Source organism: Roseofilum sp. SBFL (assembly GCF_017746885.1).
Lineage (GTDB): Bacteria > Cyanobacteriota > Cyanobacteriia > Cyanobacteriales > Desertifilaceae > Roseofilum.
On sequence record NZ_JAGHZH010000048.1, the window covers coordinates 1 to 16,594 of the forward strand.

General features: G+C 44.6%; 13 protein-coding genes and 1 CRISPR repeat array. Of the genes, 7 read left to right on the top strand and 6 right to left on the bottom strand.

Annotation, left to right across the window (positions count from 1 at the left end):
* Nucleotides 1-27: 27 nt before the first annotated feature.
* Nucleotides 28-373: a CRISPR direct-repeat array (repeat unit 37 nt; unit sequence GTTGAAACCTACTTAAATCCCTATGAGGGATTGAAAC).
* A 98-nt stretch (nucleotides 374-471) separates the two neighbouring features.
* Complete coding sequence (locus J7545_RS04985; protein WP_318719218.1) at nucleotides 472-1,638, bottom strand: glycosyltransferase; 1,167 nt, start codon at nucleotides 1,636-1,638, stop codon at nucleotides 472-474.
* A 110-nt stretch (nucleotides 1,639-1,748) separates the two neighbouring features.
* Here J7545_RS04985 and thrB point away from each other — a divergent pair, with 110 nt between their 5' ends.
* The 3 genes from thrB to J7545_RS05000 all read left to right on the top strand — a co-directional run bounded on the left by thrB (nucleotide 1,749) and on the right by J7545_RS05000 (nucleotide 5,480).
* Nucleotides 1,749-2,675, top strand: a complete 927-nt coding sequence (gene thrB / locus J7545_RS04990; protein ID WP_318719219.1) for a homoserine kinase — start codon at nucleotides 1,749-1,751, stop codon at nucleotides 2,673-2,675.
* Between the two features lie 127 nt (nucleotides 2,676-2,802).
* Entirely contained in the window at nucleotides 2,803-4,125 is a 1,323-nt protein-coding gene (urtA, locus tag J7545_RS04995) for an urea ABC transporter substrate-binding protein (protein WP_318719220.1), read from the top strand.
* Nucleotides 4,126-4,379: 254 nt separating this feature from the next.
* Nucleotides 4,380-5,480 carry an ABC transporter permease subunit gene (locus J7545_RS05000; protein ID WP_413039281.1) on the top strand — a complete coding sequence of 367 codons (1,101 nt, stop codon included), beginning with the start codon at nucleotides 4,380-4,382 and terminating at the stop codon, nucleotides 5,478-5,480.
* A gap of 12 nt (nucleotides 5,481-5,492) precedes the next feature.
* On the opposite strand, the gene J7545_RS05005 is transcribed toward J7545_RS05000, so the two are convergent.
* On the bottom strand, nucleotides 5,493-5,978 hold the full coding sequence (locus J7545_RS05005; RefSeq protein WP_318719222.1) for a DUF937 domain-containing protein: 486 nt from the start codon (nucleotides 5,976-5,978) through the stop codon (nucleotides 5,493-5,495).
* Between the two features lie 116 nt (nucleotides 5,979-6,094).
* Between J7545_RS05005 and J7545_RS05010 the strand changes: the two genes are divergently transcribed.
* Nucleotides 6,095-7,240 (top strand): transposase, encoded by a 1,146-nt coding sequence (locus J7545_RS05010; RefSeq protein WP_318719223.1) that lies wholly within the window; start codon nucleotides 6,095-6,097, stop codon nucleotides 7,238-7,240.
* 146 nt (nucleotides 7,241-7,386) lie between these two features.
* Nucleotides 7,387-9,051, top strand: coding sequence for a GTP-binding protein (locus J7545_RS05015; RefSeq protein WP_318719224.1), 1,665 nt, complete (start codon nucleotides 7,387-7,389; stop codon nucleotides 9,049-9,051).
* A gap of 9 nt (nucleotides 9,052-9,060) precedes the next feature.
* On the opposite strand, the gene J7545_RS05020 is transcribed toward J7545_RS05015, so the two are convergent.
* Nucleotides 9,061-11,574 carry an ATP-binding protein gene (locus tag J7545_RS05020; RefSeq protein ID WP_318719225.1) on the bottom strand — a complete coding sequence of 838 codons (2,514 nt, stop codon included), beginning with the start codon at nucleotides 11,572-11,574 and terminating at the stop codon, nucleotides 9,061-9,063.
* Between the two features lie 446 nt (nucleotides 11,575-12,020).
* Here J7545_RS05020 and galT point away from each other — a divergent pair, with 446 nt between their 5' ends.
* Together galT and J7545_RS05030 are read left to right on the top strand one after the other, a co-directional pair.
* Nucleotides 12,021-13,010: a galactose-1-phosphate uridylyltransferase gene (galT, locus tag J7545_RS05025; protein WP_413039054.1), complete on the top strand. Its 990-nt coding sequence runs from the start codon at nucleotides 12,021-12,023 to the stop codon at nucleotides 13,008-13,010.
* 153 nt (nucleotides 13,011-13,163) lie between these two features.
* Complete coding sequence (locus J7545_RS05030; protein WP_318732662.1) at nucleotides 13,164-13,619, top strand: GNAT family N-acetyltransferase; 456 nt, start codon at nucleotides 13,164-13,166, stop codon at nucleotides 13,617-13,619.
* 58 nt (nucleotides 13,620-13,677) lie between these two features.
* Here the strand turns inward: J7545_RS05030 and J7545_RS05035 are convergent, their stop codons facing one another.
* The 3 genes from J7545_RS05035 to J7545_RS05045 form a co-directional block, all read right to left on the bottom strand.
* Nucleotides 13,678-14,181, bottom strand: a complete 504-nt coding sequence (locus J7545_RS05035) for a DUF6653 family protein (RefSeq protein WP_318719228.1) — start codon at nucleotides 14,179-14,181, stop codon at nucleotides 13,678-13,680.
* 69 nt (nucleotides 14,182-14,250) lie between these two features.
* Nucleotides 14,251-15,627, bottom strand: a complete 1,377-nt coding sequence (locus J7545_RS05040; protein WP_318719229.1) for a gluconeogenesis factor YvcK family protein — start codon at nucleotides 15,625-15,627, stop codon at nucleotides 14,251-14,253.
* Between the two features lie 349 nt (nucleotides 15,628-15,976).
* Nucleotides 15,977-16,411 (bottom strand): ATP-binding protein, encoded by a 435-nt coding sequence (locus J7545_RS05045; protein ID WP_318719230.1) that lies wholly within the window; start codon nucleotides 16,409-16,411, stop codon nucleotides 15,977-15,979.
* Nucleotides 16,412-16,594 lie beyond the last annotated feature (183 nt).

Genomic DNA, 16,594 nt, shown 5'->3' on the forward strand with positions numbered 1-16,594 from the left:
AAAAATAAGCACGGACTGGGGTTGAAAGTTGAAACCTACTTAAATCCCTATGAGGGATTGAAACTACACGGGATTATTAACCTGGCTCTTGGCTTAGTTGCCTGTTGAAACCTACTTAAATCCCTATGAGGGATTGAAACGAAATGAATCTTACTTTTCTGAAGCTTTTTGCCTATGCCGTTGAAACCTACTTAAATCCCTATGAGGGATTGAAACTCAACTTCTGTATTATTTTAGGGAGAGTGAAATTGTGATGGTTGAAACCTACTTAAATCCCTATGAGGGATTGAAACTTCTTTTCCGATCTTCGCGGCTACTTTCATCAAGGGATTCAAGGTTGAAACCTACTTAAATCCCTATGAGGGATTGAAACGTAAGTGTTTTTGGAAGTCTTGACATAGCCAATTATTTCGCATTGAAACCCATCTACATTTCTAGGAGAAATAATCTACCCATTGCTAGCGCGAAGCACTATGATTGATACACTCTTCCTTTCCAAGCGCCACCACGACCTTGCCAGTGGCGTAGAGCCGAGTCTAGAGTCATGAGAGTATAGAGTGAAGCAATCAGAGGTAGGGCGAAACCGGCTAAGGGAAATTGGCGATAGAGTTTAGCCGTAGGAGTATAGGCGATCGCCATTAATGCCCAAGTCCCCCCGCCGATCGCTGTCAGAATGGGAACACCAGTAACCAGCCCCCAAACACAACCCACCACGGGCAAAATATAAACCAACACCATCCCCAAAAGTGTTCCCAGCAATAACCCAGGAGAATAATTGAGTTGGGTAAAAGCCGTTCGAGCAACCATATCCCAGATCGGTTGTAACGTGCTGTAAGAGCGCAAACTGTACGTTGTCTCACTTAAGCCTAACCAGATGCGCCCGGAGCCAGTAGACTTCACCGCTTGAGCCAAAGTACAATCATCAATCAGAGCATCTCGCAGGCGCTCCAATCCGCCAATTCGGGTTAGGGCATCTGGCGTAATTAAAATACAGCCCCCTGCTGCGGCTGCCGTAGATTTACGGGGATTATTCACCCAAGGAAACGGATAGAGTTTCTGGAAAAAGAAGACAAAAGCGGGAATCAAGAGATGTTCCCAAACACTTTCACAGTGTAATTTGACCATCACTGAGACTAGCTCTAGATCCTCCTGTTGGGCTTTGTGTACCAATTGGCTTAAGTGTTCCGGAGAATGTTCAATATCAGCGTCGGTGAACAGATAATAATCCGGGGGAGAAGATTGGCATTGGTAGTATTTAACGCCTTGTTCCATCGCCCAGAGCTTCCCTGTCCATCCAGAGGGTAAAGATTCTGAAGAAATGACCGTCACGCCATCAAAGGATTGAGCTTGGATTCTGGTATCATCAGTGCTTTGGTCGTCTATAACCAGAATAGAATAGGGGCTGGGATAATCTTGATCGACGAGCGATCGCACACTCCGACTAATCACCTCACTTTCATTCCGCGCTGGGACGATCGCGCCCACTTTAGGATAACTCACCTGCGGCTCATCCTCAGCATTAACTGATGCCTCTAGCTGCTGATTTGCCCACCAAAAGTTCCCCCAAAAACAGAGTAAAATTACCCAAATTATTCCCGATACACCCAGGCTAATCATCAACATAACGCCATTAAACATGAAATACGAACAACTCTCCTCCTTCCGATCCCTCCATGCTCCCCATCCCTCCATTCCTTTGCTTTAATGGAGGATGGATTTATTGATTGTTACAACAGGAGTAATTACATATGGTGGAGGCAGTGAGAGTCAGGACTCCGGCAAGCGCAGCTAACTTGGGCCCTGGCTTTGATTGTATGGGAGCAGCGCTAACATTGTATAATGAATTTTGCTTTTCGCTCCTTCCTGATGAAGGTTCCCTAGACATTGACCTGAAGGGAATTGATGTGGTTCATCTGACCACAGATGCTGATAACTTAGCGTACAAATCCTTTAAGCGGTTGTACGATCGCCTGGGAAAAAAGACCCCAGGGGTGAAGATTGAGATTGATATGGAAATCCCTCTGACGCGGGGGTTAGGCAGTTCAGCAACAGCAATTGTGGCTGGATTGGTAGCCGCTAATCATTTGGCTGAGAGTCCTTTGAGCCAAACCGAACTGATGGAATTGGCGATCGCCATAGAAGGATTTCCAGATAATGTGGTGCCCGCCCTCTTAGGGGGCTGTCATTTAGCCACAAAAGACGAAAGCGGTTGGTTAATCTGCGATATTCCTTGGCACGAGACCATTATTCCAGTGGTTGCCATTCCCAATTTTGAGTTATCCACCGCAGACGCACGCCGGATCTTGCCCAGTGGATACGATCGCCAAGATGCCATCTTTAATATCAGCCATATCGGACTATTGGTGCGAGGTCTGGAAACCGGTAACCCAGAATGGTTGAAAAGGGGCATGGAAGACCGCATTCATCAACCCTATCGTAAAACCCTAATTCCTGGCTATGATGAGGTCAAACAAGCAGCCATAGAAGCTGGCGCTCTGGGCGTTGCCATTAGTGGTGCAGGGCCGACGTTGATTGCTTTCGTCAATGCAGATCGAGGGACTGAAGTGGGTACAGCAATGGTAGAAAGCTGGAAAACTCACGGTATCCATGTCGATGCTTTATCGCTCATGCTCGATCACAAGGGAACAACCGTTTCTACGGTTGAGCTGGAATAACATTCCTCTCAAGTTGGGGAAGCGTTCTGTAATCTAGGTAACAAAAAAACGATCCAACTGGATTAAAATAGTTTCTTTGGCAAATTACTTAACGTTTCCTTAACTCAGGCAACAGGAGTGTAACGGTATGGCACATCGTATTGGTCGGCGTAAGTTTCTCGTCTATGGTTCTGCTGCTCTAGGCACGAGTATTTTACTTAAAGCTTGTGGGGGTCCAACAGATACAGCCAATGAAACATCTGAAACTTCGCCAGTAGAGCAAAGTAATAGCACTACTCCAGCAGCAAGCAATACGATTAAAGTCGGTATTTTGCATTCCCTGAGTGGAACCATGGCAATTAGTGAGAAAAGTGTGGTGGAATCGACCCAATTGGCGATCGACCATATTAATGAAATGGGTGGAGTACTCGGCAAACAGATCGAGGCGATTGTCGAAGATGGCGCGTCCGACTGGCCCACTTTCGCTGAAAAAGCGAGAAAGTTGATCGATCAAGACCAAGTGGTGGCGATTTTTGGCTGTTGGACTTCTGCCAGTCGCAAGGCCGTTTTACCGGTGTTTGAAGAAAAAGACCATATGCTTTGGTATCCTGTGCAGTATGAAGGCCAGGAATGCTCAAAGAATATTTTCTACACGGGAGCCGCTCCGAATCAACAAATTGAGCCTTCAGTAGACTGGTTGTTAGCCGAAAAAGGTGAAGAATTTTTCTTAGTCGGTTCTGACTATGTATTCCCCCGCACCGCCAATACGATTATTAAAGAGCAACTGGCTGCGAAAGGTGGAACTACCGTAGGAGAGGATTATCTCCCCTTGGGGAATACGGAAGTGACCCCCATTATTACGAAAATTCGCCAAGCTTTGCCTGATGGTGGAGTAATTTACAATACTCTGAACGGGGATAGTAATGTCGCCTTCTTTAAGCAGATGCAAGGGGCTGGGCTGACTCCAGATAAGTATCCAGTGATGTCGGTAAGTATCGCTGAAGAAGAAGTGAAGGCGATCGGAGTTGAATATCTCAAGGGTCAATACGCCGCTTGGAATTACTTCATGACTGTCGAAAATCCAGCCAATGATAAATTTGTGGCTGACTTTAAGGCTAAGTATGGGCCAGAGCGCGTCACCAATGACCCCATGGAAGCCGCTTATATTGGTGTTCATATCTGGAAACAGGCTGTAGAAGCAGCAGGAACGGCTGATAATTTAGATGCTGTCCGCGAAGCCGCTTATGGTCAAACGTTTGAGGCTCCAGAAGGGCCGGTGATGATGAATAATAGCCATCATTTGTCCAAGTGGGTACGGATCGGAGAAGTGCGCGACGATGGTCTGTTTGAGATTGTCAACGCGACCGATGCTGCGGTTTCTCCTCTTCCTTGGAACCAGTTTGTAGCTGAAACTAAAGGTTTTGCCTGCGACTGGTCAGATAAGGCAAAAGGAGGCAAGTTCAAGATTTAAAATTAATGACTAATGATTAATAATGGTTAGGCATATGTAGGGGCGAAAAGTTTTTCGCCCCTACATATTTTTGTAATACCATTTCTTTTTAAGGGTGCTACTAATCGATTCTTGAGAGGCAAGTTGCTCTTACCCCCTTGTTACACGCAACATCATAGAGAAATGGTATAAGTATTATTATTAATTTGGAGAAAATTGTGCAACTGTTACTTGAAGGAATTTTTAACGGCATTAGCATTGGCTCGGTTTTGCTCATGGCTGCCCTTGGTCTAGCGATTATTTTCGGCTTAATGGGTGTCATTAATATGGCTCACGGCGAGTTAATGATGCTAGGAGCTTATACCACATTTGTGGTGCAAAATGGTTTTAAGGCCATGGGCGATCAATTCTTTGAAGTTTATATCTTTTTTGCTCTCCCTGCGGCCTTTGTCGTCGCCGCAATCATGGGAATTATTCTAGAGCGAGGAGTCATCCGGTTTTTGTATGGTCGCCCCTTAGAAACCCTGTTAGCCACTTGGGGAGTAAGCTTAATTTTACAACAGTTTGTCCGGAGTGTGAGTTGGCAAATGGTAGCCGGGTTAGGGATATTTTGTCTGCTATTTTTCGGGGGTTGGTGGTTGGTGTCGCGTCGTCCCAATTTTGAGCAGATACGTAAATGGGCACTCTCTATCTTATTACCCCTATCTGCCGGAATTGCTCTGACCATAGGGGTTATCCTTGGTAATATCTTCAAACTAGCCGTCACTCAACCCTGGTTTGGAGCGCAAAACGTCGATGTGACTGCTCCTTCTTGGTTACGTGGGGGGATTCCTATCCTCAACTTTCAACTCCCCTACGCTCGCTTATTTATCATTGCCTTAACTGCAATCTGTGTGGTGGGAATTTATGTATTTTTACAGCGATCGCCCTGGGGATTACGCATTCGAGCCGTCACCCAAAACCGTACCATGAGCGCCTGCTTAGGCATTCCCACCCATCAAGTTGATGCGCTCACATTTGCCCTCGGTTCTGGGTTAGCAGGGGTGGCTGGATGTGCCATTAGCTTACTCGGTTCTGTCGGCCCCAATACAGGACAAAATTATATTGTTGATGCCTTTATGGTGGTTGTCGTCGGAGGTGTGGGTAAATTGGTGGGTAGCTTAGTGGCAGCCTTATCGATTGGTACCTTAAACTATCTCATCGGTTCCGGCACCCTCGCCTTAATTGCCACTCCTATTCAACCGATTGCTGATTTCTTTACCTTTTTTGCCACGACAAGCATGGCAAAGGTGATGGTGTTTGCGTTCATTATTGCTTTCCTGCAAGTCCGTCCGGCAGGGATTTTCCCGCAAAAGGGGCGCACAGTGGATGCTTAATAATGAGCTGACTTATAAATAACGGCTGGCTAATTGCATTAGATCGGCAATATCGATATCCCCATCGCCATCGGCATCGAGTAATTGACTCAAAACGGGATTTTTTTCTGCTTGATTGGCTCCCATTTCCACTACTTTTAGGACTAAGGGGACAGCCGTCGGTAATACAGATTCAATGGTACTTGCGGGTAAACCGGTTTTATCCGCCGCTACCTGGATTAAGTTTTGCAGTTGGGGCACGCTAAAAAGCGCTTGCACGGCTAGGGGATTCGCGGCTAGTCCACTATACTGATTGACAAGACTTTGGGCTTTGTCTTCTCCTTGTTCTTGCAGAGCCGATCGCGAAAAGCCTGCCACCACAGAAAGCAGCGATCGCATTTGCCCTTCATCTGCACCCGTATCATTGGATAATTGCTGCACGGTATTCACCAGTCCACCGATCTGCCCTAAACCCCCCTGCTCGTTCACTGCACCCAGAATCTGATTAAACCATCCCATAATCTTTTCCTCCTAAACTTGCTACCCTAGAGGGTGTTCCCTTACCAAAAAGATGGGTCTAGAGCAACGCCCTGGAAGGGCGGCTTTTTCCCGACTCCTTGTGTTATAATAATATCATGAGAACCCTAAAGTTTAAGCTATACAAACATAAACGAAATAGATACCTGAAGCGACAGATAAATGCTGCTGGGGTCATCTATAATCATTGCATAGCACTTCACAAGCGGTACTACCGCTTGTGGGGCAAATACTTAAACTGTGCCCAATTGCAAAAGCATATTGCTAAGTTAAGAAAGCGTAATTCTTTTTGGCAATTAGTTGGTTCTCAGGCGGTTCAAGATATTGGTCAGCGAATAGATAAAGCTTATAAGCTATTCTTCAAGCATCAGGGTTCGGCTTCGCTCACCAACCACGGAAAAGGTTTTAGACCGCCGGGTTTTAAGAAGATTAAAAAATATAAGTCCTTTACCCTAAAACAAGTTGGCTATAAATTCCTAGGTGGCAACCGGGTAAAGATAGGCTCTAAAGTCTATCAGTTTTGGAAAAGCCGGGAAATAGAAGGCAAGATTAAAACTCTAACGGTAAAACGGACACCATTAGGTGAACTGTTCATAGCCGTTGTGGTGGATAGCTCAGAAAAACCAATCGCTCCCAAGTCCGGTAAAACAGCAGGGTTTGATTTTGGTTTAAAAGATTTCCTCACTTGCTCAGAAGGATTCAAGATTAAATCTCCTTTATTCCTGAAGCAGTCGATCAAAGATGTTCGGGAAGCGTCCAGAGCTGTATCGAGCAAGAAAAAAGGCTCTAGAAATTGGAACAAGGCAAGACTTAATCTGGCTCGCAAACATGAAAAGATTGTTAATCGTAGACGAGATTGGCAGTGGAAGTTAGCCCATGAGTTAACCGATCGGTTTGATGTTTTGTACTTTGAAACCCTAAACCTGAAAGGGATGCAACGACTTTGGGGTAGGAAAATAAATGATTTAGCACTGGCTGAATTTCTTTCCATTCTTGAATGTGTAGCTGCCCAAAAATCTAAGCATGTAGTTTATATTGATCGATGGTTTCCCAGTTCCAAAACTTGCTCGGAATGTGGCCATGTACTCAATGAACTGAAGTTAAAAGAGCGTCAATGGTCTTGTCCTTCATGTTCAACAGAGCATGATAGAGATTTAAATGCGGCTAGAAATATAAAATCAGTTGGGGCATCAACTGATTCGTTAGGCGATGTCAGACAGTCCCAGACTGCTATTGCTGTTTGAGCGGAGAATCCCCGTACCTTCAGGTCGGGGAGTATGTCAACCTACCAAGGAACAGGGAAGTAATACCATGTTCTAAATTCTATTCTGCTTAACCAGGGGTGAACTGTTCCCCCATTTCCCCATTTCCCCATTCCCCCATTTCCCCAATGCCCCTGCCTCGCCTCCTGATTCTTATTGTCGGTATTACGCTGGTTTTAGGGCTAATGCTGTGGTTCATTGATGCCCTACGCTGGTTTTACCTACAAATTTCCTATACGTCCCCGCTCTTGGGAACCGTGGTTTTATTGTTAATCGTTGCTCTTTTGGGGGTGTTACTGGCTGGTGTCATCTATTATGCCTGGATATTTCAAGGGGGAAAAACCTCTAAAAGAGGTAGTCAAAGGGTGGTGAAGGTTCCCACAGAAAAAAAAGAGGCAGCCGCCGAAACCCTGAAAGCAGTACGCCAACAGATGGATAAGATTCAGGATCGGGTGGCACGGGAAGCCTTATTAGAGCGATCGCGGCAAATAGAATCGAGTCTCCAAGGTCGGAATGTACGCGTCGTTGTCTTTGGCACAGGTTCATCGGGTAAAACTTCGGTGATTAATGGCCTATTGGGACAAATGGTGGGTCAAGTGCAGCCGACGATCGGAACGACTCAGGAGGGGCAAACCTATCATTTACCTTTAAGAGGATTAAACCGGGAAATCCTGATTACTGATACCCCCGGTATTCTGGAGATTGGAGAAGAAGGCAGCGATCGCGCCCAAATTGCTCGCCAGTTAGCGACTCAAGCCGATTTACTGCTATTTGTCGTCGATAATGATTTGCGTCAATCAGAATATGAACCCCTGCAAGCCTTAGCCCAAATTGGTAAGCGCTCTTTATTGGTGTTCAATAAGACCGATTTATATACAGATGAAGACCGGGAGCGGATTCTCAGCCGCTTACAACAACGGGTACAGGGGCTGATGAGCAGTAGTGACGTGTTGGCGATCACCGCTAATCCCCAAGCCGCCGTTTTACCCTCCGGCGATTTAGTGGTTCCAGACCCTGTCATTTTACCCCTAATCCGCCGCCTAGCCGCCGTTCTCAGAGCCGAGGGTGAAGATTTGGTTGCCGATAACATTTTGATGCAAGCCAGCGCCCTAGGCGACGATGCCCGGCGGATTCTCGATACCCAGCGCAAGCGCCAAGCCGATAAGACAGTGGAACAGTTCCAATGGATCGGTGCCGGGGCGATCGCCGTAACCCCCCTACCTGTCGTCGATTTATTAGCGACAGCAGCCGTCAATGCTCAAATGGTAATCGAATTAGGGCGGATCTATGGCTGCGAATTAAACATGGAACGGGGACGAGAATTAGCCCTCTCATTAGCCAAAACCCTAACCAGTTTAGGTATCGTAGAAGGAGCGTTAAAATTAGTGACTACTGCTCTACAATTAAACGTCGCCACCTTCATTATCGGTAAAGCCATTCAAGGAGTCACCGCCGCCTATTTAACCCGCATTGCCGGTAAAAGCTTTATCGAATATTTCCGCCAAGATCAAGATTGGGGAGACGGTGGAATTACAGAAGTTGTACAACGTCAATTCAAACTCAACAAACGGGATGAATTTGTCAAAGCCTTCATTCAAGATGCGATCGATCGCGTCGTCCATCCCCTCACCCAAGCCACATCTGAACCGTCTGAAGAAAACGATTCTACAGCCCTATCCTCTTCTTGGACTCCTCCCATTTCATCCCTCAAAGTTCCCGAACCCCTTCCCCCCAATCTTTCTCAGCAAGATGATTGGTCTGAAGACTCAGATCTAGAGATAGATGATTGGTAAAACCAATTATTAATTGTTAATTGTTAATTGTTCTACCGGGATTTCAATCCGGAACGTTGTTCCCTCTCCCACCGTAGACGCGCAGGTTAATTTTCCTTGATGCCTCTCCACCACAATCTGGTAACTAATGGCTAATCCAATTCCTGTCCCCTTACCAATCGGTTTAGTTGTAAAAAATGGATCAAATAACCGAGAGTGCAAATCTTCCGGAATACCTAAGGCATTATCTTCAATCTCAATCACTACCCAATCTTTGCCTGTATCTTTGGAAGCAGATAGGGAAGTTGAAATCTTAATTTGGTTAGGATCAGCCTCTAACGCCTCATAACTCCAATTTTGTTTTAGATTAGCTTCTTCTAAGGCATCAATGGCATTCGCAATTAAATTCATAAATACCTGATTCAACTGACTGGGATAGCATTCGAGCAAAGGCAAATTGCTATAATCTTTCAGAACTTTAATTTCTGGGCGATGGGATTTAGATTTAAGTCGATTATTTAAGATCAACAACGTGCTATCCATTCCTTCATGGATATCTACCGCTTTCACTTCACTCTCATCAAGACGAGAGAAATTGCGTAATGAGCGTACAATATCTCGAATGCGATCGGCTCCAATGTGCATTGACTTCAGTAATTTAGGTAAATCTTCAACTAAAAATTCTAAATCTACTGCTTCACATTCTTCCTCTAGCTCTTCAGGAGGGGCAGGATAAAACTTTTGATAAAGCTCAAGAACCAAGAGTAAATCTTGGATATAATTATCGGCATGGGAAAGATTACCATAAATGAAATTGACCGGATTATTAATCTCATGGGCAATTCCAGCTACCAATTGCCCTAAACTGGACATTTTCTCATTTTGGATTAAGTGGGTTTGAGCCTGTTTCAGTTCCTGAAGTGTTTGTTCAAGTTGCATAGCTCTTTCTTTTTCCCTTGCCTCTGATATTTTTAATGCTTCATTGACTTTGGCAAGTTCATCCGCTTTTTTTAAGACAACTTTAATAATTGAATTTTGCAGACTTAAGGCTGCATCTATCTCACATTTTTTCCACGCAGAAGATTGTAAGTTTACTGTCTCTTTCCATAATTCAAAAGATTGTCTAGGGCAAAGAAAAACATTGTTTTTGCTATTTTTCAAGGAATCTTGTGGGTTGCCTGCCCAATTAACAGTCTGTACTATTTCTGGGCGAAACCAAATCAAATATTTATCTTTAGTCGCTGTAATTTTAATTGCTAATATCCCACTCGCTACATTTTTATAGGCCGTGGATTTAGGGTCGATATCAGCTAAACAAGCAGTATGGAAAAAACGAGTATCCCCCATATAGAAACTGAGATTTTGTATGAGTTTTTGTACATAAGTTCTGTCGGGAGTTTCTCCAATCAAAATCAAGCGATCGTCTAAGCCAACTGCCGCCCCTGTTGCTCCTACTAAATCTAAGAGATTTTGTTGATTTTCAACCAATCCATCCACATAATTTTTGGCATTAGACATCGATTCCAATAAACAGGATTGGACATCTTTGAGATCGAGCTTGTATTCGTAATCACCATCATATTCTTTATGCCCCAATTCCAAAGATAAGGACTGGGCTAAAAACTCACAAGTAAATCTTTGTTCATAAGAGATGGAAATGGGAGTATCATAATGATGGCAGGCAATTAATCCCCAAAGTTTTTGATCTTGAATTAAAGAAATTGCCATTGAGGAGCGCACACCCATGTTTTTTAAATATTGCAGATGACAATGAGATACACTTCTTAAATATGATCCGTTCAAATCAGGCTTATTCTGAGTTAAAAGACTAATATCAGGAATCATTTTTACCGCATCTGTACGAGTATCAAAAATAATTCTCAATCGATCTTTGAGGAATGAATTTCTAACCGGTTCAGGAATATCAATATCGGGATAATGTAAACCTAAATAGGACTCTAGATCTTCCCGTTTAGATTCAGCAATCACACTGCCATGATGATCTTCATGAAACTTGTAAAGCATTACTCGGTCAAAATTCGTGATTCTACGAATAGTTTTAGCCGCGACTTCACAGACTTGTTCCAATGTTTGAGCTGTATTCAGTTTGATGGCACATTCTTTAGTCAGATGATAAAAACTAAGGGACTGATTCAAACCTCGATCGCTGCTTTTTTCTAATTCTAGAATCAGGCAACTATCTTGATGATGAATCATACCACTAAACCAAGTCTCTCCCATGCCCTTAATTTTCAGTTGAAGTGGATTATTTGCATCAACACTCAGATATGCTAAATGATTTTGAAGCAGGTTCAGTTGGGAGGAGTCTAATAATACGGACAAAGGTTGATTGAGGAGAGATTCTGGAGGATAGCCTAAAAAATGCTCAGTATTTTCACTAACTTGTATGAGGGTGAAATCTGGCTCAGTTAAGACTAATAATACACCATGAGATTGAATGGATGTGGGGAAATAAACGGATTCTTCTTGAGCGATCGTCCAGTGTCGAGAGGGACGCAAGCTAATATTGAATGGGGTATTCATGGTTAACAGTCGAGGTAAAATAAGGTTAAAAGATGGGGTGAAATATGGAGGTCAAGCGAGAGTGCCCTGAGTGAAGTTAGACCGATCTGGGGTAGTATTGAAATTAATTTACAGTCCTTGAGTATTTTTTGCTGAGTGTAAAAAGACTAGCAATATACATGGATGTCATGGATATCATTGTAACATAAAAGCAATCGCAGGTGCTTTACAGTACTAGATGTTGACAAAACGTAAAATTCTGATCCTTGAACACCAGGATGAGGCAAAAATGATGCTGAACACACTTAAAAATCTGTTATAGCTCAAGTCTTAAACCAAACCTCTTCAGTCGTAAAAGCATGGTGACCAGAAGGTGAATCTTGCGATCGCCGGTTTCAGTGCAGGATTAGGCGTTAAAGTAAGGTAGGCAAATCTAACAAATATGGCGCGGGATTCAAGTGCAAGATATTGAAGGTAACCACATCCGACTCAATAAGGTCACCAGGGAATGGGTCATCTATGCTCCCAAGAGAAAGCACCGTCCCCAAGATTGGCGACAAGCCTGCACTATCGCTCCTCCAATTCCCCTTCCTTGCCCCTTTTGTCCTGGAGGGACTCATGAAGAGGAACCCATTTTACTAGAACTGCCTAAAGCGAATGGTTCTGGGTGGCAAACCCGTGTTGTTGGCAATCGCTATCCGGCACTTTCGACTCAAGGCAATACCCTGCGCGCTTCCCATGGGATTTACCTCACGATGCCAGGTTATGGTCGCCATGAGGTAATTATCGAAAGTCCAGATCATGATAAGGATATTCCTACCATGGAGCGATCGGAAGTGGAGCTGATTGTAGAAACCTATCATCACCGCTACATCGATCTAATGCGGGAACATGAGAGCATGATGGGGATTATCTTCCGCAATCACGGACAACGAGCAGGTGCTTCCCAATCCCATCCCCATTCCCAGATTATCATTACGAGTATTGTACCTCAACAGCGACGCTGGCGCGAGGAGGAAGCACAACGATATTATGATGACTGGGGGCGGTGTTTGTACTGTGATATTCTCAAGTTTGAGTACAAGGAGCAGACGCGGATACTAGAGGAAAATAATTCATTTTTGGCGTTTGTACCCTTTGCTGCTGAAGTGCCGTTTGAGATATCGATCGCCCCAAAACACCATGAGGCGGATTTTGGCAGTCTGACGGATACAGAAAAAGCAGATTTCGCCGCTATCTTACAAAGTATTTTAACGCGGTTATCGGCAAAACTCAACGATCCAGACTATAACTACATCATCAATACCGCAGCTCGCTATAAGGCAGAAGAACCTCAAGTTCACTGGTATTGCCAAATCCGCCCCCGGTTAACCACTCCTGCGGGATTTGAAATTGCTTCTAGCGTGAGTATTAATCCCTCTTTGCCGGAATGGGATGCTGAGTTTTTGCGACAATAGGGCATTAAGGAAATCGGGAAGAGGAAAGCGATACCTCAGACGAAAATTTGTCCAAATCTCCGAAGTAATCAGACACGGAGAATTCCAACTTCAGCTTATTGTAGGAAATAATATCGCAAATGCAGAATATTGAATTATTCCCTCGATCGCAGTATGAAACTCCGAATTGCCCAACACGATGATATTGAGACTCTCTTTGAGATTAGAACCAGTGTCGTCGAAAATTATCAATCCCGTGAAGAGATTGCTCAACTGGGGATTACTCCAGAGTCAGTTGCCCAAATGTTAGCAACAGATAGTTGTGCATGGGTTGCTGAGATTGAGAGTCAACCCATTGGTTTCTCTATTGCCAATGCCACAGAAAAAACCATATTGGGCCTATTTGTTCTCCCTGCTTTTGAAGATCGAGGAGTTGGACGTGCCCTCATACAAGCGGCTGAAGATTGGTTAGGGTTGCAGGAAATTGAAGAGATTTGGTTGCTGACAGGTAACAATCCCAACTTCAGAGCCTACGGTTTTTATTTACATCTGGGCTGGGTTCCCGTTGGTGTTGAATCGGATGGAGACTTCCAAGGAGAGATGAAATTTATCAAAAAATTGACACAATAGTTCCTTTGAATCTTATTGTTCAGGCATTTCATAGGAAAGATTGCGAATACGCTTGAGTTCAATACAACCAATCGCGATATTGGGGATGGTCTTTCATGTCTTCAAAGAGCCAAACCATGCGATCGAGAAACCAGGTTTTAGCCAAAAGCACCCAAGATAAACCCAGCAAAGTCGGCCAAAGTGTTAAGGTAATCAAACCCCAGAGCGCGATCGCAAAACCGACTCCATTCACTGTATTCGTAAATGTCAACATGGGTTGATGATGGCTGGGAATCGGGATTTGCTTTTGATTGAGCCAAACCCGTTCTCCTAATACGCCTTTTGAAGCCCAATTTTGGGTACTTTCTGGTTTGGGAAACAGGCGCGGATTAATCCAAATCCAAAACAAAACTAAGGTAATGGGAATTAATGCGCCCCAACCTAACCAAAGACGACTCCAACTGGCTAATACTAACAGAGGTAAACTCAGGTAGCGTGTCCAAAAACTCCAGGGATTCGTATGACGTTCCCATACTGTATCCGTCATTTGGAAAATATTGGCGATCTTTTGGGCATAAGTCATGGTTTAAAATTTATGAATAATCTTATTTCAGATCGATTGAAGTCGTTTATATTGTTCCTAGGATTTCTCTTACAAGCTCCGTACTCGGCTATACCAACGTAACAAGACTTTCGCCAACTGATGGGAATCATGGCGGACTTTGTGAGCGATCGCGTCCTCATCCATGACATTACTCATCACCATCCGATATCCTAACCGTGCCACATCTTCGCGATCCAAAAATACTGGATGGGAACGCTGCTTTGCATATCGCATTAGAGCGGCTTCAGAAGGGGGCCGTTTATGCACTAAAACCGCATCAAAAAGCCGCCGTTTCACCACCCGATCGATCGCCCGAATATGATCGGAAACAGTATAGCTATCGGTCTCTCCGGGTTCCGTCATAATATTGCAGACATAGATCCGGGGAACCCGTTTTTTGGCGATCGCCTCCACAATTTCCGGTACTAATAAATTGGGAATCACGCTCGTATACAAACTACCTGGCCCCACAATAATATAATCGGCTTCCTCAATCGCGGCGATCGCGGCGGGCAGAGCTGGCGGAGACTCCGGAACACAACCAATCTTAACAATTTTTCCCCTTGCCTCTGGAATCCGAGATTCCCCCTCAATCCGGCGGCCATCCTCCATCTCAGCCCACAAATACACATCTTCCAACGTTGCTGGTAACACCTGACCGCGTACCGCTAACACATGAGAACTCGCGGCGATCGCCTGCTCCAAATCCCCCGTAACCTCACTCATGGCGGTCAAAAATAAATTACCAAAACTATGACCCGCTAACCCATCCCCCGTCTTAAAACGATATTGAAACAACTCCGTCAACAACTTCTCTTCATCCCCCAAAGCCGCCAAACAATTGCGAATATCCCCAGGCGGTTGCACTCCCAACTCCCGTCGCAACCGTCCCGAAGACCCTCCATCATCGGCCACCGTCACAATCGCCGTAATATTAGCGCTATAGAGCTTCAACCCCCGCAACAGCGTCGATAACCCTGTTCCTCCTCCCAGCGCCACAATTTTCGGCCCCCGATGCAGACGACGATGGTTCATCAACATATCCACCAACTCCTCATCCCCAGGAGGCCTTAGCACCTGACTAATAGAATTCACGGTTTGACTCTGGCCCCACAAAATCAGTAGAATCCCCCCAATCACGACCAACGGCCCGCTAATCGTATTCGGAACCAACTGAGCCAAACCGCTTAATACTGCCTCCGTTAATCTCAGCAAATAAAAAACTGGGGTCATCTTCGTCCAAATCGCCAACCCCAAAGTTGCCAGAATCATTCCCCCAGCGCTAATCACCATCCAGCGCTTAACGAACAATCCAGGGGAGAGCCATTTAAACCACTGATTCAAACGCGAAGATTTGCCACTGCGTCGGCCAATGGCTTGGGTATAATGGTTTCTTCGCAGTCGCTTGAGTAGACTAAAGGACATAGGCTTGAGGATTCAGGTTCAAGGGAGTAGTCAATAGAAAGGTTAACCCTTCTACATCCGATTCACAACCGAACACTCGACATTTAGCGCATTTGGCTCTTAGTCTAACCTGAGTTTGGTAGAAGCCAAGGTAAGCTCAGAGAAGAATTGACACATCAGACAAATGGCCATACTCGATTATCTCTCTAAACAAGACTGGAAAAGCCTTGACAGGATTCAGAAGGGATCAATTTTAGGCATAGCAACCACCAAACCCATTCCTTTTTGCCTTTTGCATCTTTAATTGCCACACTTTTAGGGTTTCTTGGGTTGGCGGTGGAGAGGAAGTCACATCAGCTCAATTCTGAGTCTAGAGCGGATCTAAGGAGTGTTCTTGCCGTTTGACAATAAACACATTACGGTTGATCGAGCCAGTGCGCTCATGGATAAACCGATCTACACTTTGCAGGGCTAAGTAAACCCCTAACCCCCCACAGGGCCGTTGTTCGATTGACAAACATAAATGAGGGGGTTCCTCTTCTTCTGTGGGATCGTAAACAGCGCCTGTATCTTCCATAGAGACCATCAGTTCTCGATCGGTCATATCTGCTCGGATATCTAAATCCCCATTAATGCCTGCTTCTACATAACCATGAATAATAATATTAGTAGCGATTTCATCAACTGCTAATCTCAATTTATAAGAGGATTTACGATCTAACCCTGCCTCCTGAGCTACAGCTAAAACATACTGTGCAATCACTGACAAAGAATCTAGTTTACCTGAAGCAATCAAATGCTGCATTATCTTAAAAAGGGATCATCTATGACTACTTTTAGGGAGGGATCAATTGGGATCAGTCATGAAGATACGGTCAGGTCGCATTTTTATTCAACCCGCTAAAATAACGGTTGCATTAAGTTGTACCAAAATAGTATCTGTTTCACCCCATTTCAATCGTAATCTGATTGGGTTAACGTTGGGTTT